This is a genomic window from Streptomyces cupreus, assembly GCF_014257025.1.
Lineage (GTDB): Bacteria > Actinomycetota > Actinomycetes > Streptomycetales > Streptomycetaceae > Streptomyces > Streptomyces cupreus.
This window is the reverse complement of sequence record NZ_JACMSF010000004.1, coordinates 184,586-209,299: the sequence shown is the minus strand read 5'-3', so window position 1 is coordinate 209,299 and position 24,714 is coordinate 184,586. Positions and strand designations below refer to the sequence as shown.

General features: G+C 65.0%; 23 protein-coding genes and 1 pseudogene. 10 read left to right on the top strand and 14 right to left on the bottom strand.

Features of this window, described 5'->3' with window-relative positions; translation table 11 throughout:
- Positions 1 to 32 precede the first annotated feature (32 nt).
- A complete protein-coding gene (locus H4N64_RS05580) occupies positions 33 to 1,037 on the bottom strand; it encodes a hypothetical protein (RefSeq protein WP_186280964.1) in 1,005 nt (334 codons plus the stop codon).
- 208 nt (positions 1,038 to 1,245) lie between these two features.
- A complete protein-coding gene (locus H4N64_RS05575; protein WP_186280963.1) occupies positions 1,246 to 1,440 on the bottom strand; it encodes a hypothetical protein in 195 nt (64 codons plus the stop codon).
- A gap of 344 nt (positions 1,441 to 1,784) precedes the next feature.
- Here H4N64_RS05575 and H4N64_RS05570 point away from each other — a divergent pair, with 344 nt between their 5' ends.
- The 5 genes from H4N64_RS05570 (at position 1,785) to H4N64_RS05550 (ending at position 7,134) form a co-directional block, all read left to right on the top strand.
- On the top strand, positions 1,785 to 3,302 hold the full coding sequence (locus H4N64_RS05570; protein WP_336246640.1) for a helix-turn-helix domain-containing protein: 1,518 nt from the start codon (positions 1,785 to 1,787) through the stop codon (positions 3,300 to 3,302).
- Positions 3,299 to 4,027: an HAD family hydrolase gene (locus H4N64_RS05565; protein ID WP_186280962.1), complete on the top strand. Its 729-nt coding sequence runs from the start codon at positions 3,299 to 3,301 to the stop codon at positions 4,025 to 4,027. Before H4N64_RS05570 ends, H4N64_RS05565 begins: the two co-directional genes overlap by 4 nt.
- A gap of 144 nt (positions 4,028 to 4,171) precedes the next feature.
- Positions 4,172 to 5,605 carry a helix-turn-helix domain-containing protein gene (locus tag H4N64_RS05560; protein WP_260859548.1) on the top strand — a complete coding sequence of 478 codons (1,434 nt, stop codon included), beginning with the start codon at positions 4,172 to 4,174 and terminating at the stop codon, positions 5,603 to 5,605.
- Positions 5,602 to 6,477 carry an aminoglycoside phosphotransferase family protein gene (locus tag H4N64_RS05555; protein ID WP_186280960.1) on the top strand — a complete coding sequence of 292 codons (876 nt, stop codon included), beginning with the start codon at positions 5,602 to 5,604 and terminating at the stop codon, positions 6,475 to 6,477. The genes H4N64_RS05560 and H4N64_RS05555 overlap by 4 nt, the downstream gene beginning before the upstream one ends.
- Positions 6,478 to 6,582: 105 nt before the next feature.
- Complete coding sequence (locus tag H4N64_RS05550; protein ID WP_186281055.1) at positions 6,583 to 7,134, top strand: HD domain-containing protein; 552 nt, start codon at positions 6,583 to 6,585, stop codon at positions 7,132 to 7,134.
- Between the two features lie 64 nt (positions 7,135 to 7,198).
- Here the strand turns inward: H4N64_RS05550 and H4N64_RS05545 are convergent, their stop codons facing one another.
- The 3 genes and pseudogenes from H4N64_RS05545 to H4N64_RS05535 all read right to left on the bottom strand — a co-directional run bounded on the left by H4N64_RS05545 (position 7,199) and on the right by H4N64_RS05535 (position 9,230).
- Entirely contained in the window at positions 7,199 to 7,861 is a 663-nt protein-coding gene (locus H4N64_RS05545; protein ID WP_186280959.1) for an ElyC/SanA/YdcF family protein, read from the bottom strand.
- Positions 7,862 to 8,061: 200 nt separating this feature from the next.
- Positions 8,062 to 8,501, bottom strand: a pseudogene (locus tag H4N64_RS05540) (NUDIX domain-containing protein).
- A 237-nt stretch (positions 8,502 to 8,738) separates the two neighbouring features.
- A complete protein-coding gene (locus H4N64_RS05535) occupies positions 8,739 to 9,230 on the bottom strand; it encodes a LuxR C-terminal-related transcriptional regulator (protein ID WP_336246639.1) in 492 nt (163 codons plus the stop codon).
- Positions 9,231 to 10,019: 789 nt separating this feature from the next.
- Here H4N64_RS05535 and H4N64_RS05530 point away from each other — a divergent pair.
- The 4 genes from H4N64_RS05530 to H4N64_RS05515 all read left to right on the top strand — a co-directional run bounded on the left by H4N64_RS05530 (position 10,020) and on the right by H4N64_RS05515 (position 13,222).
- Positions 10,020 to 10,463 (top strand): serine O-acetyltransferase, encoded by a 444-nt coding sequence (locus H4N64_RS05530; protein WP_199847858.1) that lies wholly within the window; start codon positions 10,020 to 10,022, stop codon positions 10,461 to 10,463.
- 14 nt (positions 10,464 to 10,477) lie between these two features.
- Positions 10,478 to 11,425: an aminoglycoside phosphotransferase family protein gene (locus H4N64_RS05525; protein WP_336246638.1), complete on the top strand. Its 948-nt coding sequence runs from the start codon at positions 10,478 to 10,480 to the stop codon at positions 11,423 to 11,425.
- A 198-nt stretch (positions 11,426 to 11,623) separates the two neighbouring features.
- Positions 11,624 to 12,202, top strand: coding sequence for a GNAT family N-acetyltransferase (locus H4N64_RS05520; protein ID WP_186280956.1), 579 nt, complete (start codon positions 11,624 to 11,626; stop codon positions 12,200 to 12,202).
- Between the two features lie 165 nt (positions 12,203 to 12,367).
- Positions 12,368 to 13,222, top strand: coding sequence for a GNAT family N-acetyltransferase (locus H4N64_RS05515; protein ID WP_186280955.1), 855 nt, complete (start codon positions 12,368 to 12,370; stop codon positions 13,220 to 13,222).
- On the opposite strand, the gene H4N64_RS05510 is transcribed toward H4N64_RS05515, so the two are convergent.
- From H4N64_RS05510 to H4N64_RS05500, 3 genes are read right to left on the bottom strand one after another with little or no spacing between them, the layout of a single operon-like run.
- On the bottom strand, positions 13,219 to 13,944 hold the full coding sequence (locus tag H4N64_RS05510; protein ID WP_186280954.1) for a phytanoyl-CoA dioxygenase family protein: 726 nt from the start codon (positions 13,942 to 13,944) through the stop codon (positions 13,219 to 13,221). The two genes, H4N64_RS05515 and H4N64_RS05510, sit on opposite strands and share 4 nt — an antisense overlap.
- Positions 13,941 to 14,162, bottom strand: a complete 222-nt coding sequence (locus H4N64_RS05505; protein WP_186280953.1) for a hypothetical protein — start codon at positions 14,160 to 14,162, stop codon at positions 13,941 to 13,943. The genes H4N64_RS05510 and H4N64_RS05505 overlap by 4 nt, the downstream gene beginning before the upstream one ends.
- Complete coding sequence (locus H4N64_RS05500) at positions 14,159 to 15,832, bottom strand: glycosyltransferase (protein ID WP_186280952.1); 1,674 nt, start codon at positions 15,830 to 15,832, stop codon at positions 14,159 to 14,161. Before H4N64_RS05500 ends, H4N64_RS05505 begins: the two co-directional genes overlap by 4 nt.
- Before the next feature lie 367 nt (positions 15,833 to 16,199).
- Here H4N64_RS05500 and argS point away from each other — a divergent pair, with 367 nt between their 5' ends.
- Entirely contained in the window at positions 16,200 to 17,927 is a 1,728-nt protein-coding gene (argS, locus tag H4N64_RS05495) for an arginine--tRNA ligase (protein WP_186280951.1), read from the top strand.
- A gap of 14 nt (positions 17,928 to 17,941) precedes the next feature.
- On the opposite strand, the gene H4N64_RS05490 is transcribed toward argS, so the two are convergent.
- From H4N64_RS05490 to H4N64_RS05465, 6 genes are all read right to left on the bottom strand, one after another.
- Positions 17,942 to 18,475, bottom strand: a complete 534-nt coding sequence (locus H4N64_RS05490) for a hypothetical protein (RefSeq protein ID WP_186280950.1) — start codon at positions 18,473 to 18,475, stop codon at positions 17,942 to 17,944.
- Positions 18,476 to 18,564: 89 nt separating this feature from the next.
- Entirely contained in the window at positions 18,565 to 19,317 is a 753-nt protein-coding gene (locus H4N64_RS05485; RefSeq protein ID WP_186280949.1) for a sulfotransferase family protein, read from the bottom strand.
- 32 nt (positions 19,318 to 19,349) lie between these two features.
- Positions 19,350 to 20,216, bottom strand: a complete 867-nt coding sequence (locus H4N64_RS05480) for a histidinol-phosphatase HisJ family protein (protein WP_186280948.1) — start codon at positions 20,214 to 20,216, stop codon at positions 19,350 to 19,352.
- A gap of 23 nt (positions 20,217 to 20,239) precedes the next feature.
- Entirely contained in the window at positions 20,240 to 20,764 is a 525-nt protein-coding gene (locus H4N64_RS05475; protein ID WP_186280947.1) for a nucleotidyltransferase domain-containing protein, read from the bottom strand.
- On the bottom strand, positions 20,761 to 23,859 hold the full coding sequence (locus tag H4N64_RS05470) for a pyridoxal phosphate-dependent decarboxylase family protein (protein WP_186280946.1): 3,099 nt from the start codon (positions 23,857 to 23,859) through the stop codon (positions 20,761 to 20,763). Before H4N64_RS05470 ends, H4N64_RS05475 begins: the two co-directional genes overlap by 4 nt.
- On the bottom strand, positions 23,856 to 24,713 hold the full coding sequence (locus tag H4N64_RS05465) for a glycosyltransferase family A protein (RefSeq protein WP_222108571.1): 858 nt from the start codon (positions 24,711 to 24,713) through the stop codon (positions 23,856 to 23,858). The genes H4N64_RS05470 and H4N64_RS05465 overlap by 4 nt, the downstream gene beginning before the upstream one ends.
- Between the last annotated feature and the right edge of the window lies 1 nt (position 24,714).

The window sequence follows — 24,714 nt, the reverse complement described above, 5'->3', positions numbered from 1 at the left end:
GCCAACGGAAGGAGTTGGCAGCCGGAAGTCGCTTACGGATGCGGACCGGCGCGCCTCCCGTGGGAGCGGGCGTAGGAATAGGACTCGGCACGTGCTCGAAGCAGTAGCGCTTCGCCGGGATCCGGTCCTGCGGCTCTGTCGTGCACCGAGGCCCAGGGCTCACGAGCCGCGTACGGGTCCACCGCCGCGAACACCTCGGCGGCTTCCAGATACTGATGTCCCGCCCACAACGCATAGGCGAGACAGTGCAGATCGGCGACCGAACACTGCTCGCGGGACGTCTTGCGGAACCAGTCATGGAAGGCGTTGAGCGTGTAATCGAGCGTCGACTCGTGCGCCCACTGCCGCCGCCACAACGGATCGGCGTGCGATCGGCGTCGCTGCTCGATCTGCGCGTACGCGGGCAGAAGCAATAGCGGAGACCCCACCGGCCGCTGTGATGCCACCCATCGTCCGAAGTCGAAGACCGCAGCCAAGGACGCGGCTTGGGGCCCATCAAGGGCGAGCAGGAACTGCAGCACACGGTGGTAAGCCTCGCGGTTGTACGGATCACGCTGGTTGACCTCGTAAAGCAACCCCCAGGGTCCGCTCGGCAGCATCGGCTCGGCCGGCGCCAAGCGGTGCTCATGACGCAGCTGCCGGGTGTCGATCTGCGCCAACGCCACAAGGCAGACCCACGGCACGGGATCCTGCGGCGCGTGACGAGCCGCCAGCAGCACCTCGCGCCGCGCCCTGAACTCGAATTCCAGGGTCGCTGGATGCCGTTGGCGGTGTGCGCGCAGCGCCCGCTCGACTGCGACGCGAGCACTCATTAGCTGCGCGTTGTAGTTTCCGGGCTCTTCGTCGAGCCATACCTTGACCACATCGGACCGAGCTGCTGCCACGGCCAACACTTGGGTGCGCGATGTCCGCAGTGCCCAGTGCGTGCCCGTATCCAGGAGCAGCTTCCCGGTCGTTCGCCAGCGGCCTGCCTCTAGCTCTTCCAAGGCCACGCGTAGGTCGTCGTCGTGGCCGGCCGGGTGATACACGAGAGGCATCACGGACCCTCGACTCTGGAATGGCGACGCCCCAAAGGCGGAACACCGCTGCTCTTCTGAGGCACACGACCAGCGCGATGCGAGGTGGATTTCCAGTTGGGCGTGCATGTCATCAGAGGCCTCAGAAGAATTGGGGGATTGAGCCGCAGACGGCAGGTCGTGCCTTCAGACAGGGGGAGTGACTGCTCCGACTATGGCACTAACTGCACTAAAAGCGGATCTGACCGACCATGTCCGCAATGTTGGTGACGAAGCGGTTGATGCTCGGAGCCATCGATGTACTCGCCAGAAAGAACCCGAAGAGAGTGCACACGATGGCGTGCGCCGCATTCAGTCCGCTCTTCTTGACGAAGATGAAGACGAGAATGCCCAGGAGTACGACGGCGGAGATGCTAATGGCCACCGGGCACCACCCACTGGCCCGGCGCTTCTGCCGGGTGAGGTGCGAGAAGCGGGCCGTGGGAGGAGGCAAGCGGGCCGCGGCCCAACCTTGGTCGTCTGGCGGGTGACAACGTGGACTCCGATAGGGGGATCAGCGACAGGTGCGCGTACCCCGTAGCGCGACGAGCAGCAGGCGGACCGAATGATCAGGCTCTCGGTGGGTTCGTCGCCACGTCGTGCTGCGGGACTCCAACCCTGGCGGCAAAACATCCTGCGCACACATTCCGAGGGTGATATCACTTGTGTAATTCCGGATCCACCAGGAGTAATTGAGTTTGCGCACGCTCACTCGCGGGGAGGCCTGACGTGCATCAGCAGCCGTTGCGAAGCTGCGATCGCTGTGGTGGCCAACTGAGCAGCTACAACACTGACACCCTGTGCTTCGCATGCTCTCGCTCCCGCGGCACCGAACAGCACTTCCCCGTCGTGCCGGAATACGTTTGGTTCGACCCAGACGTTCGCGACGCGCTCGCCGCTTGGGACTTCGGTCAGGCCTGCCGCCTGATTCGACTGCGCGGCTCCCTGCGGCAGGACGACATGGCCCAACTCACCGGCCTCAGCCAGGCCTTCCTCTCCATGCTGGAGGCGGGCAGCCGTCGCCTCACGAACATCGACAAGATCGTCGAGTTCCTGACGGGGCTGGATGTGCCAGCCGAGCTCGTCGCGCTCCCCCTCCCACAGTCCAGAGCCAACGCGTTACAACCGCCCCGGGACCAGTTCGCTGGTGACGCCGATCCGACCCTGCCCTGGACAACGGTCCGTATGGTGGCAGCACTGGATACTGCGGTAGGAGACAGCACGATGGAACGTCGACGATTCCTCACCGCAAGCGGCATCGCCCTCACCGCCTTCGTGAACGCATGGGACAGCACCGAAGCCGAACCCCTCCGCCGCGCAGCAGGGGGAAGCCGCCTCACCAACGAACTGCTCGATGGGCTCCAGCGCACCACGGACAGCCTGCGGACGATGGACGCGAGCGACGGCAGTGGCACCGTTGCCAGCCTCGCAGACCGACACCTTCAGTTCCTCAGGCACCTCATGGTCTCCACGTCCTACGACGAGGCAGCGGGGCGGCGACTCGCGGCGATCACCGCCGACACGGCTACTCAGACGGGTTGGTTCGTCTTCGACTCCGGTGACCGCGACCGACCACTCGGCTACCTGTACGCCGCACTGCGCGCAGCCAAAGCCTCACAAGACGTCCGGCTCGGCGCCGGCGCCCTGTCCTACATCGCCATCCACGGGTACTCCACCGGGACGCCGCACCACGCCGTCACCGCGGCACGCCGGGCCCGCGACAAGATCAAGAAACTCGGCACTCCAGCACTCGAAGCCATGCTGCTGACCCGACAAGCCCGCGGTCACGCGAAACTCGGCGAACGCCACGCTGCCCTCACCGCGCTCGGTCAAGCCGCTGAACTCTGTGCCCAGGGGCGCTCCGAGCATGACCCGCACTGGCTGTACTGGATCAACGAGGGGGAGATCCACGGACAGGCCGGCAGTTGCCACCTGGACCTGGGCGATCCGCGAAGCGCCGTCGCCAGCTTCACCAAGGCACGGCAGGCCCTCAACTCAGGAGACCACCGAACCAGGGGCCTGTTCCTCTCACGTGCCGCAACCGCGCATATCGCGCAAGGTGATGTTGAAGCCGGGTGCGCTACGGCACACGAGGTCCTCGACCTGGCGGAAACCCTTCACTCGGCTCGATTCGACAACCACGTCACGAGCATGATTCGCGAACTCCAGCCGGTTGCCCACAACGCGTACGCTCAAGATGTACTGGAGCGACGTGCCGCAATGGTGGCGACAGGGAGCCGAACTTGAGCGAGGCCCAGCAGATCCTCGTGCTGTGGGACATCGACCGCACTCTGCTGTACGTCGGTGACGTCGACCGGCAGGTCTACCGAGAGACCTTCGCTGAGATCGTCGGGCGCCCAGCAGAGCGACTTCCGGCCCGGGGAACCGGCGTCACCATGCCCCTCGCGATCCGATCCCTGCTCCTGGACAACGGCGTCCGCGAGGCGGATGTGCCCCACCTGCAGCCGAGGATGGTGGAACTCCTGCCACAGCGCCTCGCCGCCCACACTGAAGATCTACGCGAGCAGGGCCTCCTGCTTCCTGGCGCCCTGGCTGCTCTCAAGGCGGTGCAGGCCCAGCCGAGGTGCGTCTCGACCGTCGTCACAGGAAACCTCAGGCCCAACGCGCTTCTGAAGCTCGAAGCGTTCGGCCTGGACGGGTTCCTGGAGACAGAAATCGGCGGATACTCCTCCGACAGCGACCACCGTCCGGTCCTCGTTGGCGTCGCACAGAAGCGCGCTCAGGCCAAACACGAGGCGGCTTTCACCCGCTCCAACACGGTCATCATCGGCGACTCCCTCGAAGACGTCCGTACGGGACTTGAGGGAGGCGCTCCCGTGATCGGGGTCGCCTCAGGGAAGACGTCAGCCGACGAACTGGCGTCGGCCGGAGCCGATGTCGTCCTCGAGAGCCTCGAAGACGTACCGCGGCTCCTTGACGCGATTACGGCAGTCACCGTCGAACGTATCTGAGGCGAGCCGAAGTTCCTCTGACCTGCCCGTATCACTTCCGTGATGCGGGCACGACTATGTCCGCACTTACGCTGGCGCGCGCAGACGAGAAACGGGGGTGCGATGCGAAAGCACGCTCGGGCTTGTGCCGGTTGCGGGTGCCGATTGAGCCAGTACAACCCGGAGGACCGGTGCGCCGCGTGCGCACGCGGGAAACGGCTCGGCGCCCACCCTGTACCGCACGTCCCAGACACGGTCTGGCTGGACCTCGATGTCCAATCAGCCATCACCGCCTGGGACTTCGGTCGTGCCAGCCGTCTCATTCGCGACAAGGCAGGTCTCCGGCAGGACGACATGGCGTTCATGACCGGGTTGAGCCAGGGCTTTCTGTCGATGCTGGAAGCCGGGAATCGCCGCTTGACGAACATCGATAAGGCCGCACGATTCTTGCAGGGCGTCGGAGTACCGGACACCCTGCTGGGCCCACCGTTTCGTGAGCACTCAGCGCTTTCCACACCAGCCCACGCGCCGCAGCTCGGGCATGGCCGTGACGGCATCTGGCCAGCGGCAAGCGACACCACGAACTTGAACGAGTTGGCAGCGCAGGCCGCTGCGCAGTCGCTGCAATTCACCGACGAGATCACGAAGAGCAACGTGAGCGAGGTGGAACTTGAGCGACTTGAGTCCGCGCTCACCCAAATCGCGGTCGATTACGTTCACGCTCCGTTGCACCAGGTCTTCACAGACCTCGTCGCAACCCGAGACCGCCTTCTTTTCCTGCTCAGCGGCCACCAACCGCTCGGCCAGACCAGCGAACTACTCCTCCTCGCCGGTACGAGCTGCCTCCTGCTCGGCCACGCTTCACAGAACCTCGGTGATGAAGACGCGGCGGTCGCGCAGCTCCAGGCAGCTTGGACGTTTGCCGAGCAGTCCGACAACAACGACCTACGGGCTTGGGTGAAGGGCACGGCCGCCCTGATCGCCGAGTGGTCGACTCACCGGCAAACGGCTCTCGACTACACGCGACAGGCGATCCAGCTTGCGCCCGGCGGTGAGACTCGGATCCGAATTGCCGCGATTGAAGCGAGAGCAGCAGCGCGAATAGGTGATCGAGGTACGGCCATGGCCGCTCTTCAGGAGCTCCAGCGTGCCCGCGAGGAGAAGGCGGCCCCGGACGCCCTGACCCGGTTCGGGGGACTTCTCACCTTCCCCGAAGCGAAGCAGGAGTACTACATGGGCGGAACCTTCGCCCTGCTCGGCGAGCCTCGGCGGGCCGAAAAGCATGCCACCGCAGCGATCGAGTTGTACGAGAGCGGGCCGAGGGAACACCGGTCGTACGGTGACGAGGCTTTGGCACGCCTGGACATCGTGACAGCGCGCATCGTTGCCGGGGAGATCGAGGGTGCCGGCGAGCAGCTCCAGCCCCTCCTGGAGCTTCCGGCGAACCGTCGTATCCGGCAGCTAGGCGACGCCATGGAGGGAGTAGCTAGGCTTCTGGAAGAACCGCGGCTCGCCCGTAGCCGGGTCGCCCGCGAGCTAGCGGACGCAACCCGCGGCTATAAGGCGATCGATACCCCAGCGAAGGCCCTTACTCCATGACATTGACGGTCTCACCTGAGTCGGCCGCCCGCCTCGCCTGCCGGGCATCCGGATTGGCAGACCGATCCCTCACTCAACTCCACCATCACGCCACGTCCGTTTTCCTGCTGGTTGATGAAGGCGTCGTCGTTCGCGTCAGCTCCGACTCGCAACAACGGCGGCTCGAAACTGCCGTGTCCCTCACTCGCTGGCTTGTCGCCAACGACTTCCCGGCGACGGAGCCTGTGGACGTTCCGCAACCAGTGGCATGCGCCCCGTATGTCGTCACGTTCTGGCGGCACTACCCGCAACCTCAGAGGGGAGCGCCGTCGGCGGGAAGGCTTGGCGATCTACTGCGAGCCCTACACGCCTTGCCACCGCCGCCGGTGTCCCTGCCCCAATACCAGCCGCTCACGTCTCTCAAGAGTGCTGTGGATTCCAGTACCTACCTGGAGCCGTCCGAGCGCGAGTGGCTGGCTGCCCGGCGCGAGGAGCTGCTGGATGCTTACGGCAAGTTGGAGTTCTCTCTGGGCCAGGGACACATCCATGGTGACGCGTATCCAGGAAACACCCTCTGGGACGAACAAGACGTCAGGCTCGGTGATTGGGACGAAGCAGCCGTCGGCCCCCGCGAGCTCGACCTGGCCAATACCTTCCAAGGAGTCCGTTTCGGACGGACCACTGCAGAGCTCGATGATTTCAGCCTTCGGTACGGCTACGACATCAGGCAGTGGCCTGGTCTGCCCGTTCTCTGCGAGATCCGGGATCTACACACCCTCGGTTCCTTCATTCGACGTGCGGATCACGGAGACGCTGGTGCCGCCAGGCAGTTGTCGCACCGCGTTGAGACCCTCAGAAATTCCGATGGCCAAGCCCAATGGGGTGCTGCCTGAAACGCTTAGCCGTCGGAACGAAGGATGGAGACTGAGTTCGGCTCGGTCATGGAGGCCCGGCGGCCCGACGAGCGCGTGAACAGGAAGAAGCTCGTGGATGGACCGATGGTCGAGTGGGCACGCTCGGTCGCAGAGGCGGAACTGAGTGGGCCGCTTCCTCGTCGCTGGGCGCACACGAAGGGGGTCGCCCGGCGTGCAACTGAACTTGCCTGGATGCTGGGTGACGTCGCGGAGCTTCTGATGCCGGCTGCTGTCCTGCACGACGTGGGGTATGCGCCCAGACTGGCAGTCACTGGTTTCCATCCGCTGGACGGTGCTCGGTTTCTGCGGGACGCCCATCAGGCGGACGACGGACTCCTACGGCTGGTGGCCAACCACTCGTTCGCGCTTCTGGAGGCCGAGGAGCGCGGACTCCGCGAGGCATTGGAGAGGGAGTTTCCCCTGCTCGACGATCAGCGACTGGTTGACGCATTGGTGTGGTGCGACATGACCACGACACCCGACGGGGAGCCTACCAATGCGGGGAGCCGACTGGCCGAGATCGAGAGCCGTTACGGGTCGGAGAGTCTTGTGGGGCGATTCATTCGTCGGGCGTCGCCGGAGATCCTTGCCGCTGCGGCGCGGGTGGAGGCGGAGCTGGAGACTCAGCCGAGATAGGGGCGGGTGTCAGCCAGATAGTCACCGATCTGCTGGCACATGCTCGGGCGGATGTCGTAGGGCCTCAAGCCCGTGATCCTTCCGGCACGAGTCGGCTCGTAAAGCCGTTGCTACACAGCCGTTCGAAAGCCGCCACCACGTCGCTGGGAATCTCTTGCTCGATCATGAACCCTTGCCGTGGGTACACCATGAGCCGTTGCTGGGCTCCCACCAGCATGTCGATGACGAGATGCGCGTCCTGGATCGAATCGACGTACTCGGAGAGCGTCATGGGCGTGGAGGCGCTCACCCACTCGACATCCGGCCAGAGCTTTCGCGCCGTTGCGTAGGCCCGTCGCTCCTCATACGGCTTGCTGACCAGGAGGACCGAGGAGACGGGAACGTTTTGTTCTTCGAGGAGGGCGCGGGAGAAGCGGATGTTCTCGCCCGTGTTCTGGGCCTTTGGCTCAACGATGATGGCGCTGGCAGGAACCCCCAGCTCAACCGCGCGGTCTCGATAGTGGTCGGCTTCCCCGCGGGGCATCCGCTCGCGCGTTGTACGGCTGGTCGCTCCGGTGAAGACAATGAGAGGCACCAAGCTACGTTGGTACAGGTCTGCGGTGGTGTCAGCCACTCCCAGGTCGTGGCTTCCGAGTCCGATCGCCACGGAGCAAGGGCGCAGATCGTGGCCCATCTGCTGGAAGTCCCACAACCGCCGAGCATCCGCCCATGCCTGTGTTGAAATCACTTGTTCTCCCCTCCATGGGCGTGACGTACCCGGCGAACGGCTACACGGTCACACTCCCCACCAGTCCGGCGGACGATGCGCCGACACCAGATGGCCTCGTCCTCGACGTCGAGCGTGCGCCCGACTGTGCTGCCAGCCGGCCGAGCTGACAAATTCCTCACCAGAAACGGGAAGCTCCTTCGGAACTGGGGCAGCGTCTCTCACCAGCCGTGGAGGGACACTTGTGGACCGCCCTCAAGGTAACGGTGGAAGGCGCTGACAGTGGTGTCCACAAGCTCCTTGGGGACTGCGTCGACATCGACCCAGCAGACCTGGTCGTGCTTGCGAGGTTCGCGGTTTTCGGGTTCACCGGTCCATTCATGGGTGGCGAAGACGACGGTGAGGAAGCCGTTGGGGGCTTCGACGCCCCAGCCCCCGTGGATGATGTGGGCGACCTTGAGAGCCTCGGGCTTCACGGTGAGGCCGGTCTCTTCGTACAGCTCTCGTACGGCGGTTTCGGTGATGGGTTCGCCGGGTTCGCTCTTGCCGACGGGGAGGTCCCACATGCCTGCGCGAATTTGGCGTTCTGGCTGCGCTGGAGGAGGACGACGCGGTTGGTGGCCTTGTCGTGGACGATGACGGCGGCGACCAGCACGGTCATGGATTCGAGGGCGGGCTTGAGGGCTTTGGGCTGGTCGTCGGCGTTCGGCTGAGGCACGGCTGCGTCCCTTCATCAGCCCGTTGATGGGCAGTTTAGGCCAGAGCTTCGCGTGCCCAACTTCGAGCGAGGCCCCGCCGCAGGCGCCTTCGAAGAGGTCGACGCAGTGGTGGGGCCTGCCTGAGGCTAAAGATCCCGAGCGGTGACCGAGGACTACCGCGGAGTCCTAGCGGCGACACGTCATCCACTCCGTGCGACTGCGATCGTCATCTCAGAACCCGTGTCCGTGAGCGATTCATCGGCCAACCCGTATCGCCAACCCAGCGTCACCAGGTGCGCGTCGCTGGAAGCCTTCAGCCGGCGTCGCAAGCACTTGATCCGCACGCGAGCGGTAGCGCGCGAGACTCGGAGTACGTCAGCGATGCGTTGCACCGTTGCCCCTGACGCGATGAGGTTCCACGTCTGAACCTCGATCTCAGTGAACTCACCGTCGAAAGACTCCTGCTCGGGGCGAGGAATCTGCCTGGCGACGTAGGAGGCATGGACGATTGCGGCCCGACCGCTCACTCCGAGCTTCCGGCCCATGTTCGCCAGCTGCACGTTGACGGTGCCTGGTGTGATAGCCAACTCGAACGCGGTTTGAGCGGTGTCCATGCCGCCAGCGATCTTGCGAGCTACCCGCACCTGAGCAGGAGTGAGGGCTCGAGGCGTTACGCGAGGCTGGGCCGACACTGCTCGACTGTCCTTTCGATTCGCGTGCACTCGGAATTGATGGGGATGGCTGCGCGGGCGCGTGTAGCTGAATCCGCGCAAGCGACACGGCCCGCGCAGTTGGCGCCGCCTGCGTGAGGCCGCTGGCCCCCTTGGATGAAGTCGTACGCCCGCGACCGTGGGTCTCGCACGATCGGTGGCGGCTGACCACAGAACTGTCCCGTCAAATGCCCTCTACGTATATTCCGCAGGTGATATCACGGGGGTGATATCCATTCCAGGACGAACAGTTGAGGTCATGTGCCCCACTCGAAGAAATTCGAGACCTGACTGACGGCCTCGCGCCGATCATTCGCGCACCGCACGCTCGTGGCCTGCGGAACTGTGCGGCACCTTGACCTCGACGCCACCGACAGAGACGCGCCACATGGCGCGGGGTATGTAGCGCGGCAATGGCCGTATCACGGGAGTGATACTCCAGTGCAGAGGTGCGGTCGTACGCTGTCGCGCGGATCAGACTCTTGCACGACCTCATACCCGCGTGAGACCGCTCCTTCGGAGTGTGGATGGGCGTCACGTTCGATCAAGCCTAGCGAGCCCGCGGACGCTCAACCTCCGTGCTTCCAAAGGAATCCACTCTGATCGGAGGCGGAAATCAATGCGAGATCACATGGCTCGCGGATCGTCGCTCGGAATGTACACGAATTCCGGGCCGGCGCCTGGGACCCGATGAACAGCAGCGGAAAACTGACCGCGGCCGACGAACCTACCCATACGACGACTTCAACGTAGGCAAGAGGAGCATCGACCGTGAGCCCTGAACGGCTGTGGATGTGGGCGATCGCACTACGCAAGCGAGAGCACCGTTGGCTCGCCAAGCGCGTCAAGCAACTCAACTCGTTCCTGTACCACAACTCGCTTGCTGCTGGCGGAGACGTTAGCCCCGACGTGTATCTCGGCCACCACGGCCTCGGAACGGTCGTCCACGACAACGTGACGATCGGCCGGCGGGTACGTATCTGGCAGAACGTCACGCTGTCAGTTCGTGCCCCGGCAGGATCACCACACCGCATCATCGTCGGAGACGATGTCATGATCGGGGCGAACGCCGTGGTGATCACTCCGTTCGAGAAGAGCCTCCACATAGGGCAAGGGGCGAACATTGGAGCCGGAGCTGTCGTAACCCATGATGTTCCGGCCGGGGCCACAGTGGTCGGCGTACCGGCCCAGGTCGTGCGAGAGAAGACGATCTAGCTGGTCCGTTCCGCATGAGGACGACGGACAGAGCGGAGGGGGCAGGCCGCCAAGGGTGCTGGATGATCGAGATACCGGATGACTTCGCAAGCAGAACAATCGATCGGGAGGGCGAAGGCAGCAGGACTTGGCTCGCGTCCCTGCCCGTCCTGGTTGATGAGCTACTCGAGCGTTGGAGCTGCACACCGACTGCTACAGCAATGCACGGGCAGGTCGGGCTCGTAGTCCCCGTGCTGCGCCATGGCGACCCCGGAGTCTTGAAGATCTCGCATCCGCACCCCGGCCTTGTCCACGAGCCCCACGCCCTTGCCTGGTGGGGTGGACGTGGAGCCGTGCTGCTGCACGAGCGTGACGACTCGAACTTCGCCATGGTGCTGGAGCAGGCAGAACAGACCAGCCTTGCCGATCTCGATGACGTTGACGAGGCGGTGGCCACCGCAGGCCGCCTCGTCCGTCGATTGGCTGTGCCAGCTCCTCCGCGCCTGCCACGGCTGCGCGACCACGCTGAGCAGTGGTGGCTTGATGAAATCCGCGAGGCAGCAGCGGAGTTGGCCTATCCCCTGCCGCAGCGGGTAGTCGACGCAGCGCTCTCGACTGTGAAGGAGCTTGGCCCCGACCAGCCGGATACGCTCGTCCACGGCGACCTGCACTATGCCAATGTGCTGCGGGCCGAGCGGGAGCCCTGGCTGGCGATCGACCCTAAGGGGTACGTCGGCGATCCGGCTTACGACGCCATCAAGCTACTCCGCGGCCACTTCGATGATCTGCTCGCCGCCGATGATCTTAAGACAGCGCTGCTGCGTCGCCTCGACATCTTCTCCGAAGCCGCCGAACTCGACCGAGAGCGCGTCTCTCGTTGGGCCCAGGCGCGCGCAGTGATGTCCGCGCAATGGGGTCGCCAAAACGGAGATCCTGGTTGGCTCGTGGACATCACTGACCAGATCGCCGAAGCCCTGACCTGAGCTCCCGCTGCGCATGCGCTCAGTGGCTGTCCCGCGGATCACCGCAGGCGCCTGGGGCGTACCGGAGCGGCCGGGACCACCCGCACATGGCGGCAACTTCCCCCGATCTTCAGGCCGTCCGGGCTACCGGCGTCTTGCCAAGTAGACGGCCTGACGCATGCTCATATTCCGTTGCTGTGAGCCTTCTGCGAAACAATCATGGCTGCCATGGAGCGGCCGAGTCAGATCATCGAATGCGGAGACTTCGCCCTGCGACGCTGGCGGGGGCAGAGCGACTTCCCTCAGGCGTTCAAGTTGATCGAGGAGTCTCTGGACCACCTGCGCCCGTGGATGCCGTGGGTCGCTCGGCACAGCGAAAAGAGCACCCGAGACTTCCTCGCGAAGTCCGAGTCGGAGTGGGCAAGCGGCGACGCGTACAACTACGCCATCACCAAAGACGGCACGCCTATCGGCATGTGCTCGACCTACCGCGGGGCCGAACCTCAGGGCTGGCGCATGGGGTACTGGCTGCACCCTGCCGCCACCGGCCAGGGCATCGCCACGAGAGCGATGGCAGCCATGGTCACCGAGATGTTCGCCCTGCCGGACGTGGAGTACCTGGAGATCGCGCACGACCTGGCCAACATTTCCAGTGGCGCCATTCCGCGCCGGTTGGGCTTCACCGAAGTCCGGCAGGAGCCGGTAACACCACCCGCAGCTCCCTCAGACAGTGGCACCGACGTCGTCTGGCGCCTGGACCGCCTCACACCGCCTACTTACGGTGCTCCCGCTCCCTGAGCGACCCATTCCGGGGCATGCACCTGCACGGCCGTCTGGCGACCGACCCGGAGCCGGAGTAGGCGGCAAAGTTCACTGGCGGGAGGCGGCGCCTGACCGCACCCCGCAGCCTCGCCCCGTCGGAAAACCACGGGCGCAGTCAGTGAACGCGCGGGATCATGAGGCATGCGCCCGGATGACTGGCACCTCACCGAAGACGTCGACAGCTTTCTCGCCCGAGCCGGAGACTTCCTGCGCTCGCGCCCCGCCCTGCACACCGTCCCGCTGACGGTGACCGAGGCGCTGCGTACGCGCGGGGCGGACGCATACGGCGCGGAAGCCCCCATCTTCGGCCTGCTGGAGCGGGCGGGTGAGGTCCGCGCGACCTTCTTCCGCACCCCGCCCCGCCGTCTGAACCTCACCCCCCTCACCCCCGAGGAGGCCGACACCCTCGCCGCCCACCTGGCCGGCCTCGGCCGTCCCCTCCCCGGCGTCAGCGCGGACCACGACACCGCCACCGCCTTCGCCGAGGCTTGGCAACGGCACACCGGCGCGACGCCGACGCTCTATGAGCGGCAGCGCCTGTACCGCCTCGGCACGCTCACCCCGCCGGAACCGCGTCCGGAGGGCCGGGGTCGAGTCGCAGGCGAGCAGGACCGCGAGCAACTCATGTGCTGGTACCGCGAGTTCGTCGCCGCCATCGGAGAAGCCGCCTCCAGGGACGCCAGCTCCTGGGCCGACACGCGCATCGCCAATAGACGCGTCAGGTTCTGGGAGACCTTGGATGGCACCCCCGTCTCCATGGCGGGCGTAACTCCTATGGTCGCGGGCCAGCTCCGGGTGGCCCCCGTCTACACGCCCGCCCACCTGCGCGGCCGCGGCTACGCGGGCACCGCGACAGCCGAGGTCAGCCGGGCGGCACTGGCGGCGGGCGCGGCGGAGGTGCTGCTGTTCGCGGACCTGGCCAACCCCACCAGCAACGGCCTGTACCAACGGATCGGATACCGCCCGGTGACGGACTTCGCGGTGTACGACTTCTAGATCGCTACGCCATTGATCGTCTCCGGTGGCCGCTGCATACCCAGGAGGATCCGCAAGGCGTCTGTGCGTCCCCACGGCCCCGGCTCCGGAGGATCGGACATCGGCCGCACCCACCTCTCCACAAAGCTCATCAGGACAGCTGACCGCGGCGCTGTGGATGCGTTGAAGCCTGAGCGGTGCCAGGTCGCTGCCGTCATGATCAACAATGCTCCGGGCTCACCATCGAACACCACGTGATCGATGACGGCGTCGGCGTCGGGACGGTCCGTCCTCGTGTGCGACTCGGGTACCAGCTGAGTGGCTCCGTTCGAGGAGCAGAAGGAGTCCAGAGCCAGCACGCATTGCAACCCCAGGACGGCTCCAGTCACAGGGGCCGGCATCTCGTTGTAGGGGTAGTCGATGTGCCAGCCGTCGACGGGCTGGCCGGGCTGAACGACGTTGAGACTGTAGTCGGATACGAGGTGGTTCTCTCCCAGCAGTTCGTTCAACACCGCGGTGAGTTCTGGGTCGACGAGAAGGTCAACAAACTCTGCTCCATGCCGGTACAGATCCCACACGCGTGTGGACTTGGGGTAGTGGTTGGCATGTTTGCCGCCCGCGAGGTGCTCGGTGAGCCTGCGTATCTCGTCGCATCGTTCGCCCTGAAGGAACCCGGGCCAGATCGCGAACCCTTGCTTTTGTACGGCGGCGACCAGGCTGGTCGTGGGCTCTGAGAGCGTCATTGAGCGGTACCACCCTTCGGCTGCGCTCGGAGCTCGATGACCGTGCCTCGGTGATCGTGGTGCGAGAGATCCACCAGCGTCACGCCGCTGTCGAGAAGACCCATGATTTGATCAACCAGACCTTGCACGTCGCTGTCGGCATGGCGAACATCGAATGTGCAGACGCTCCGGAGTTCGGGTTCTACAGCATCGTTCGCAAGATCCACCCCTGGTGTCACGATGACTCCAATAGACGTCGGGCAAGGAGAGCGGTGGCCGCTTCGGGACCGATGAGTTCAACAGGCTGGAGACGCAGCCAATCGCCGATCTCGGCTAGGTACTGCTCAATGGCTGTGTCGTCACTCAACCTCGACAGGTCCAAGATCACACACGACGGTTCCTCAGCAGCCAGTGCCTGAGCAAGCCTTCGGAGACAGAACTCAGCCCGGCCGGCGGCGGCCGTGACGGTGGAGCCATGCAGAACAGCCAGCGCCGGTAGGGACGGGGCCAGTCGCATCCACCGCTCTACTGCCGGAGACACAGCATTCGGCGCTATGAGCAAGCGAATGCCACGGTCCGCGATCTCCTGTGGCGTGGCGCTGGGGGGCTCGGCGCTCACCAACAACGCCTGTACTTCCTCCAGGCCAGCACGCGGTGCATCGAGCTCCGCGATGGAGGGTGGTGGTCCCTCCGGCGCGGTCTCGTTGAGGATCAGCGCACTCTTCAGCGGTTCCGGAACCGCACGGCGCAAGGCGTCGGCCTGCTGACCAGAGCCGGGGTTCAGGACGAGCATGAGGCGGCGTCGTGGGACGTGGGGCAGGGGCCGCTGGGCCAGTTGGTGAATGACATCGATTGCTTCAGCAAGACCCTTGTGGTTCGGTTCGAGCCGCACTTCACGAAGAGGGCGTGCGAGAGCTTCGCGGACGAGTTTCTCAAGGGCCTCCGGATCGGTCGTCGCCGTGGCACCGCCGTACTGCTCAGCTATTCGAGCCGCGTGCTCGTCGAGACCCTCCATGAAGGAGACATCTGGTACGAGGACGAGATGGGCCTGGCCCAGCAACGCCTCGGACAAGGCATTGTTACCGGGCTTGATGATCGCGACATGAGCCGCGGAGAGAAGTCCCGCCAGCCGAGGCTCGTACCGGCGGACCGTGACGTTTCCTGTCTCATGCAACGGCTTGCCGGCATAGTACGGGCCGGTGACGAACACGAACCGCGCTCGGTAACCGTCCGCGTGGATCCGTGCTGCCACTTGCGCGCAGGCACCGAAGAGACGGTCGCCGTAACCGTCAGGCATCTGATCCCCACCAGCCCCGCCGTTGACGACCACCAGGGGCTCGTCGTTGGGCGCGTAGGCGGCGCGCATCTGCGCGATCTCGGCAGGAGAAGGCGAATAGCTGAGGTTCCCGATGAAGGAGAAGCTGGTGCCGAACTGCACGGCAGCCATCGAGTCGCCACTGTGCCCTTCACGTAAGAAGTCCTCGCGGCTCTGCGCGATGAGGATCTTGTCGTAGGCCGCAAACCGACCCTGCATGCGGAGCTGGTCGAACGACGTCCCATCGAGGCGACGCATCACCAGTAGCCGAGGGCGCTGGGCAAGAGACTTGAGGAAGAGGTAGCGAGGGTCTGGGTAGGTGTCCTCGATGACAACTGCTGGATCAAGTCGTTCGAGGAGCCGGTCGAGGATCGCGAGGTAGCTGTCCTCTGCCACGGCCGATGACACCCTGTGCAGCAGCGGAAAGTTAATGACCTCGACGGGCGTGTCGCGGAACAGACTCAGTGAGCTGGCCTGGCTGATGATCACGGGGCGAAGCTGGCCTTCGTTCCGGATGGCCTCGGCGATGAGCACGGCGCGCCTCAAGTGACCGAACCCGATGCCGTTCTTGACGAGCAGCACGACGGTCTTCATTGGGGTCCTCCCGTGATCAGTGGCTGCCGCAGCGGGTCTGGTGCTTGGTACCGAGTTGCGCCGGCCGCCGCCGTACCTCTGAGTGGAGACCTCGGGTGCCCCATCCTGCTGAAGGGGTCGCTGGTCAAACCGATGTCATGGCGGGAGGTGTGCACAGGGTCCGGCATGTTGGCGAGTATCACGTGGCCGTCAGCCCGTGCGTGGAGGTTCGGCCGTTTCTTAAATCTTGTAGTCAGGTAATTACTCTGCGTGTTGGTGTGGTGTGGGTTCCGGACGGCCGAACCTGCGCCGGGTGCCGTCCTTGGGCCCGCCGTGGCGCCAATCTCGTGATTGGACACTCATCTTTTGACTCAGCTAGATTTTTCGAATGGCGAATCTGGAAGAATTGCTGCATCAGAGGTTGGCCCCGGCATTCGAGACGGTGGCAGGCGCTCCCGTCGACCCGGTCATCCGACGATCCCAGCGCGCTCACTTCCAGTCGGACGCCGCGCTGGCGCTGGTTCGCAAGATCGGTGGCAACCCGCGCGACATCGCCAGCCGGGTCGTGGAGGCCGCGCAGCTTGATGATCTCTGCTCCTCGGTCGAGATCTCGGGGCCTGGCTTCATCAACCTCACCTTCTCCGACGAGGTTCTCGCACGTCTCCTCGCTGACACCATCGGTGACGAGCGGCTCGGCGTACCGCAGGCCAAGGCCCCGGAGACCATCGCGATCGACTACTCCGCCCCGAACGCAGCCAAGGAGATGCACGTCGGACATCTGCGTTCGACGATCATCGGCGACGCAGCCGTGCGCCTCCTGGAGTGGCAGGGGCACACCATCATTCGCCAGAACCACATCGGCGAGTGGGGCACCCCCTTCGGCATGCTCGTCGAGCACCTTCTGGACATCGGAGAGTCCGAGGCCGCACACGAACTGTCGGTCGGCGACCTCAACGGCTTCTATAGGGCCGCTCGCGTCAAGTTCGACGCCGACGATACGTTCAAGGACCGGGCCCGCAAGCGTGTCGTCCTGCTGCAGAGCGGCGACGAGACGACCCTGCGTCTGTGGAAGACGCTCGTGGACGAGTCGAAGAAGTACTTCATGACCGTCTACGGCATGCTGGGCGTCCGCCTCACCGAAGACGACTTCTTCGGCGAGAGCTACTACAACGACCAGCTCCAGTCCGTAGTGGATGAGCTGGACGAGCTCGGCCTCCTGCGGGAGAGCGACGGCGCCCAATGCGTGTTCCCCGACGGCTACAAGAACCGGAGCGGCGACCCTCTGCCGATCATCGTCAAGAAGGGGGACGGCGGCTTCGGCTACGGCGCCACCGACCTCGCCACGATCCGGCACCGCCTGCGGAACCTCCACGCCACCCGCCTGCTGTACGTCGTGGGCCTGCCCCAGCACCAGCACCTGGCGATGATCTACGACGTGGCCCGGGACGCACGCTGGCTCGTCCCACCCGCCCGCGCCGAGCACGTCGGACACGGGTCGATCCTCGGCGACGACGGCAAGATGCTGCGCACCCGCGCCGGCAAGTCAGTGAAGCTGGTGGACCTCCTCGAAGAGGCCGTGGTCCGCGCATCCGCGGTGGTCGCCGAGAAGAACCCCGAGCTTGATGAAGAAGCCCGTTCCGCAGTCGCCCAGGCGGTCGGCATCGGCGCCGTCAAGTACGCGGATCTCTCCACCGACCGTACGCGGGACTACGTCTTCGACGTCGACCGGATGGTGTCGTTCGAAGGCAACACCGCCCCCTACCTGCAGTACGCGCGAGCCCGGATCTGCTCCATCTTCCGCCGCGCTGGTGTGGAAACGCCGCTGCAAGGTATCGAGAAGCTGGTCATCGCTGAGCCTGCCGAGCGCGCCCTCGCTCTGGAGCTGCTTGAGTTCAGCAGCCTCCTCGCCGAGGTCTCCGAGACGCTGGAGTTCCATAAGCTCGCCAACTACCTCTACGGGTTGGCGTCGGCGTTCACGAGCTTCTACGAGAAGTGCCCTGTCCTGCGCGCCGAGGGTGACGTCAAGCAGAGCCGCCTGGCTCTGTGTGACATCACCGCTCGGACACTGGAGCTGGGCCTGGGCCTCCTCGGGATCGACGCCCCTGACCGTATGTGACCCGTGGGCTCCTGCTACCGGCGAGGTAGTGGGCGCCAGTTGAGCAATCCCGTTGAGGAGTACGACCGGCACCACCGGTCGTACTCCTCAACGTCGTTAACGCCATCGTCGAGGACCGCGCGGTAGACATCGATCGACCGGTACTCGGTGCCGCTTGCCACGAGGGATTCCTTGATGCGCAGGATCGCACTGCGGGTCTGGGAACTGAGTGCGGCGCGCATGGGTTCCACGAGGTCAGCCGAGCGTGGCCCGTCGTAGTCGGCGGGTAGCAGCCACATCTGCACGGTCCAGGGCACGCCGCCAACCCGGTAGCGCACCTCCCAGCCGAGACCGGCATCTGGCTCGTTGACTGCGTTGAGGAACAGGACTCTGTCGACGGCCGGGTCTTGGGCCCACTCGGACACGAGGGAGAACCCGGTATCGACACGTAGAGAACCGTAGATCTCAATGTCGATGTCGGGGGCAACCAGCAGGCCGTACGACATAGCCCCACACAGCTTCGGTACACCGAACTGCTCCCACAGCTGGAGTGGTTGCAACGCGTTCATGACGCTACGCGCCTGCTCTTGCCTCGCGTCCTGTCGTTGAAGGGGGGAGGTGCCGTTGTCCGGCCCCTGGCCCGTGGTCGCCGGGGCTGTCACCGATGGGCCTCCGCGTACCCGAAGGCGCGGCAGGCTTCCATCAGGCTGTCCGGCACATCCGCGTCTGCCGGCAGGCTCCGGCCGGGCTGGACGACGCCGCTCTTGATGTTCTCGGTGAAGTCGCCAATCCCCTGCACGAACGGGCCGTGATTCACGGTCCCGTAGTTGAGCATCTCGGGTTCCCACGGCACGTCGAGGTAGGCGCAGATCTCCCGGGTCACCTGCTCCGCATCGCGGGTGAGGTCCTCGTAGCGCACGGTGGCGCCGTTGAGGGTACGGCGGGCTGCGTCGAGTTCCCGGAGGTACGTTGTCACCAACTGCTGTGTCTGTGCGGGATCTTGCTCGGGTCTCCCGGCCAGCGACGACTCCAGGATGTGCAGTGGATGCCGGAGCAGGAAGATGTACCTGGCCTGCGGCCAACACGCGGCGAGCCTGCGCCATAGCAGTAAGTTGCCGGGGGTCTTGTCCACCACGATGTCCTTGCCTGTGAAGGCCAGCTCGCGGTGGAGCATGCGGTCCCAGAGCAGGTGCTCGATCTCGTCCTTCTCCAGGTTCGAGGCTTGCATCGCCAATTCGATGTAGGGGCTGCTGAGCTGGACCTCAAGATCGGCCAAGTGCAGCTCGTGCGGCGCCCGGATCTTGCTGTGAGTGTCCAGGATGCACCGCAGGAGCGTCGACCCGGAACGTATCGAACTGAGGATGAACACCGGCGATGGCACCAGGCGATCCAGTGCTGGCTTCGATGGCATGCGCAATCTCCTCGTTTGCTGTCCTGGGTGGGTCATCGGCGCCAGAAGTCGATGGGGTCCTTGCCCGGTTTGAAGCCGTGAGCTTCGACCATGGCCGCAGTCGCGGCGAAGTTCCGGCCGACGGTCTCCGGCTCGTGGGAGTCACTGCCGAAGGACACCGCTGATCCGCCCTCCTCGTACCACCAGCGCACAACTTCGGCCGCGGGCCAGGGGCCCTGGGTGTTCATCTCGAGTGCCCTGTCCGAGCGGGCCAGGGCACGCAGGACGGCCCGGTACTCCTCTTCGTAGTCGTTCGCGTTGAACGGCTTCGCGCCCTTCGGCCAGGCGCGCATCGGGTAGTCGATGTGGGCGAGGACCTGGAACACGTCGTTGCTTTCGACCATGTTGAGGGTCTCGATGAGGTAGGTGCGCATCAGCTCCTGGGCGTTGTCGGCCGTGAACAGGAACGGCGCGTAGTGCAGTTGCCCGTCGACGGTCAGCGAGTGCAGAGATCCGAGGAGCCGGTCGAAGTGCCGCCGCTTCAGGAGCGAGCTGATTTCCTTGTCGAACAGATGAGGCTCGCCGAGTTCCATGCCGGAAAGGATCTTGAGATCCGGATAGCGGTCGCGGCAGCGTTCCAGGCACTCCCAGTACCCGTCCAGGTCGAACAGGCCGGTGTGAGCGTGGGTGTCGATGACACGGACGACGGACGAATCCTGCGCCTCACCAGGGAACGCCCAGGCGGTGAAGTCCGCGTGGTCGGTGAAAGAGATAGCCGGCAGCCCGAGCCGTATCGCCTCCTCGCAGGCCTTCTCCATGACCCCCGTAGAAGCGTCCCACGACCACTCTGTGTGGACGTGGTTGTCCGCCGGGAGAACTTGTCCGGGCGAGGCCTTCCATGCGAAATCTTCCGTAGCCAACGGATCTTCCTTCCTCTGTGCGGTCAGTTGTTCCCTCGTATGCCGAGCGCGCGGAGAACCTCCCGCTCGGGCGGTGTAGAAGCGGAGCGCAGGTGCCGGGTCAGAACCTGGGTGGCACGCACGGTCAACTCATCGAGTTGCGCGGAGGCGCGCACGGTCAGCCGTGCACCGAGTAGGGCCCGAAGGACTTCCACGGCATCTGCCTCGGCCAGGTCGGAGTTGACCTTCCCTTGAAAGCAGGCCTGATGAATGGCTCGGCTGACCTCATTCCCGGCAAGCGCCCCATGGGCCTGCTGTACGGTGAACAGCTCCACCGGATAGACGGCGTCAGGGGTATATCCGAGGCGTTCCTGGAGCTCGGCGAAGCCCGACCGGAGATGTTGCACTGCAAGCGCAGGCAACGGCTCTCCGAGCAGCACGAAGGTGTCCACGTCGCTCGTCGGCCCCGCTTGGCCCGTCGCGACTGAGCCGTAGACGAATGCGGCAACTGCCTCGCAGGACTGATCGGTGAGGAACTGATCAATCGCGGATACAACGTCGCCGCTCACTCGCCATCGTTCCATCCGGCAGGCCCGCTCAGTCGAGGAGCGTGCTGGTGCACAGCTTCTCCGCGGATCTCCGCCAGCATCGGCTCGACGAGCGGTTGCGCCTCGGCGACGAGCCGTTCCACCGCGACATCCAGATCAGCCCGGGTGAGGAGCGGATTACCCGGGCATGTGGCCATGATCGTGTAGCCGGTTCCAGCACCAGCACCCACACGGTCAGCCAGGTCGGCGAGCGAGTGCTCGTCGAAGCACACCTCACCTGCCTGATACAGGGCTGTGTTCACCCGCGACGTGTACGCACTGACGATCTTCGCCGCTCGCTGCCTGCCGACTGCATCCAGGCTGGTTAGCGCACTACGAACGCTTGGCGAGCAGAACACGAACGCCATCCGGTAGAAGTCAACATCGTTGAGACGAACGAACAGTCCGGTCTCGTCGAGTCGTCTCTCCAGGTAGCGGACCAGAGCCTGCCGAGCCTCCACCATCGCGCCCAGGGCACGCGTGCCGACGTGACGCAGCAGCATCCAGGTCGGCAGGCTTTGGAAGCCCCGCGATCCGAGGAACGGGGTGATCAACCCGAGGTCCCAGCAGTCGTCCGCCATGACAGTCGTCGTGTGACGGCTGAACTGGGTGAGGACTTCACGCTCCCGGAACAGGACATACGACGAGGGGTATGGGGTGAAGAGGCCCTTGTGGGGGTCGAGCGAAACAGAATCGGCCTGCTCGATTCCACGGAGATGCTGCTGCCGCAGCCGATCGTTGAAGATCAGGCTTCCTCCGTGACAGGCGTCGACGTGGAACCACACACCATGCTTGCGGCAGACCTCACCGAGCGCCTCAAGATCGTCCAGTCCTGTTGTCCGGCAGTTGCCGGCCACTCCAACCACCATGAACGGTGTACGACCGGACGGGGGATCTGAGAGAAGCCGGTCGACGGCCGCCGGGTCGGTCGTGTAGCCCTGCTTGGCGCCGGTGGAGAGAATCGCGTCCCAGCCCAGGCCGAGGTGGAACGCGGCGTCGCTGTGCGAGTAGTGAGCGATCGGCCCTGCCATGACGACCGCCGGCTGGGTGTCGAGCCCTCGCAGGCCATGCTTGCGTGCGGCCGGGAAGGTGTGTCCCAGCGCAGCGAGCATCGCGATGTGGTTGGACAGATGCCCTCCGGTCGTCCAGAGCCCAGAGACGTCTTTGACGCCGCGTAGTTCGGTGAGCGGAACGGTCGTGTACCCGACCAGCTCCCGCAGCCATTCGATGACCTGTGCCTCGACGAAGGTCGCTGAGGGCGCACTGCGGTCGACGGCTATGAGGTTCTGGTTGAGGAGCGGACTGAGAAGGCTGCCGGCCAGGGCAGCCAAGGCGTTGCCCGAGTCGGGGAACGCCAAATACCTGGGGTGCCCCTGCCCGATGGAGTAACGGGCAACGACGTCGTTGACCTCAGCGAGGACGTGGTCGAAACCGAGCCCTTCCCGCGGCAGGGGCTGGGCGATGGCCTTTCTCAGTGCGGTCGGCTCGGCGTAGCGAAGGAAGGGCTGCTCCGGCTCGGCGCCGTGCAGGAAGTCCAGGCCAACACGAACAGTCTCGACCAGATCCTCCTCATGCCCTTTCCGGGCGCCACTTCTGCCGACGAGGTAGGTGTCCAGGAGCGGCTGGCTCACACCGCCGACATTGGTGCCGAGCTGAAAGAGAAGTTCGTCCATGAGACGAGCAGGGTCTGCCGTCAGCTGCTGGTACCAGGCCCGCGTGTTCAGACGCGCCTCGGCAAGAGCGGTCACGCCAACAGCATCCAGGGCGTCGATGAGCCCCTCTGTGCGCATTGCACTGCCATCGGCGGTGCCTGTGCAGCTGGCTCGAATGGCGCGGCAGATGTCGGCCTCCATCGCGGCCTCGAATGCCTCCAGGCATGCGACCAGCGTGTTTGGATCTTCTATCGGGGACAGATGGCTGAAGAGCCGGACCTCATGAGCAACTGGCAGGAAGTCGCCCCAAAAGTGCCCAAGCTCGTGTCCGTACAGAACTCCACCATCACGCCGTCGCTCAGGGCGTCGGTGCTGGCTCTCAAGGCGTAGGGATTGACCGAGGAGTTCTCGGCGTTGCCGCCACGTCACCGTATCGACCGCGAGCAGCGCCCGTTCAAACGAGTCCGCCGGCAGCGGATGATCGTCAGCGATGGCGGGCGCACCATTGCTGTCCACGGCGAACAGCTCGGCGGCCTCCGCGGCGGTCAGGCTGTCGGCAAAAAAGATCCTGTGCCACAGCAGGTACTCAGCTGCGCGTGCAGGCGAGGTGCTGCTGTCGACGACCTCCTCGAAGTCGATGAGGATGATCTCCTCATCTCGGAGAAACATGTTCCGGGGAGCGAAGCCCTGCCAGATCAGGCCAGCCTCCAGCATCGCCTCGCGTAGCCGTCGCAGGGCGGTAAGGACCCGGCGTCGGCTGCGCGAATCGAGCCTCCTCGAGCGCAGCGCATCCTCCAATGTCTCGCCGAGGTTCGGGGAGAAGACCCACGGGTCCGCCGAATATTCCGTCCGGACCAGCGCGTACTCGCTCTGGACGGCGAGCCGCAGCTCACCCGGACCACTCCGCTCAGGGAGGATGCCGGAGATCAGAGCAGCGTTCCTCTGCCGCTCCTCGACGGATCCGGCCGACCAGACCAGAGCCACCAGGTCACACGAAGCTGGCTCATCGACTCGGAGAATGCGTGCCCTACGGGAGGGGTGGATCGGGACGGCGGTCTGAGCCAAGGGCTGCTGGGCCGCCATGAAGTCATCGAGGTGGAGACATTCAGCGAGCAGCTCTCGCAGCAGTCTCACGATGTCTGCGTCCCCGTCGAAGAGGAGAGGCGCGCTGGCCCGGCTTGCTGACGGGAGCAGGGTGGTGCCAGCCAGTAACTCAGCGGCTCGATGAGGGTCGGCTGCTGCTGCCTCCCGTGCTGCTGCGACGCTTTCCGTCATGGCGAATGCTTCCATCTGAGCCAGGACGATCGAGTACCGGTCGCGGAAGCGACTCGAGAGATGCCGACTCTCGGCAAGACGCGTACGCCACGCCTCCAGGCGCTCGGCATACGGGCGTGACGAGTTGATGCGTGTCGGAGGGGTCGTCATGCTGTCACCTCAATGGGCGTGTCGAGACCCGCTCGGAACCGTTGCTCCAGCTCGGCGAGGACTTGAGCCTTCAGCCGGGGATCTTGGGTGTGGTACATCGACCCTGGGGCGACCTTGCGATCGCAGTGGAACACTTCAAGCGGCCAGCCTTCGGGGAAGGCGATATGGCGATCCCCCGTAGTGCCGACGTGGGAGACGAGATCCTCCCAGTTGTAGCTGAGGTCGGCCCGGTCGATGAACACGTCGAGGTCGAAGCCTCCAAAACGATCGGCAACGGGGGTGAACCGGCGCAGGTCGTACGCGATGAAGTGTGTGGACAGCCGGTTGACGGAGCGCACGCCAGGTTCGAGCTCGTCGCCCGCGTCTTCGAGCTTCCAGGACCACTGGTGGTAGTCGCTCACCTTGCTCAACGCGGGAACCCGTGGGTGCTTCTCGAAGAGGCGCCGACAGGCAGACAAGGCGTCGAACGACGGATCGGTGCGGTACATGACCACGTCGTCTTCGATGACGATCAGGTACGGGGAGCGCTGGTCGAACAGTCTGCGGTGCCCGTTGTTCGATCCGTCCCCAGAAGCTACGAACCGGTCTCGGCGGCGTACTCGCACCTCGTCGACCCCCCATTGCGCCAGCCGTGGGGCGATCTGGGCAACGGTCTGCGGGGGAGTCCCGTCACAGTGCAGTACCACCTCGAAAGACTCCTGAGTCCCTGCCGTCAGGGCTTCCAGGCAACGCGGCAGGGTCTGGCTGAGCAGGTCGAGATTGGTGTGGAAGAGGAACGCGATCCGGAAAGCGGGATCCCCGGCCGTCGACTCGTGGATCGGCGAAGTCTCACCGGGCTGTGGCACCTGCGTCACA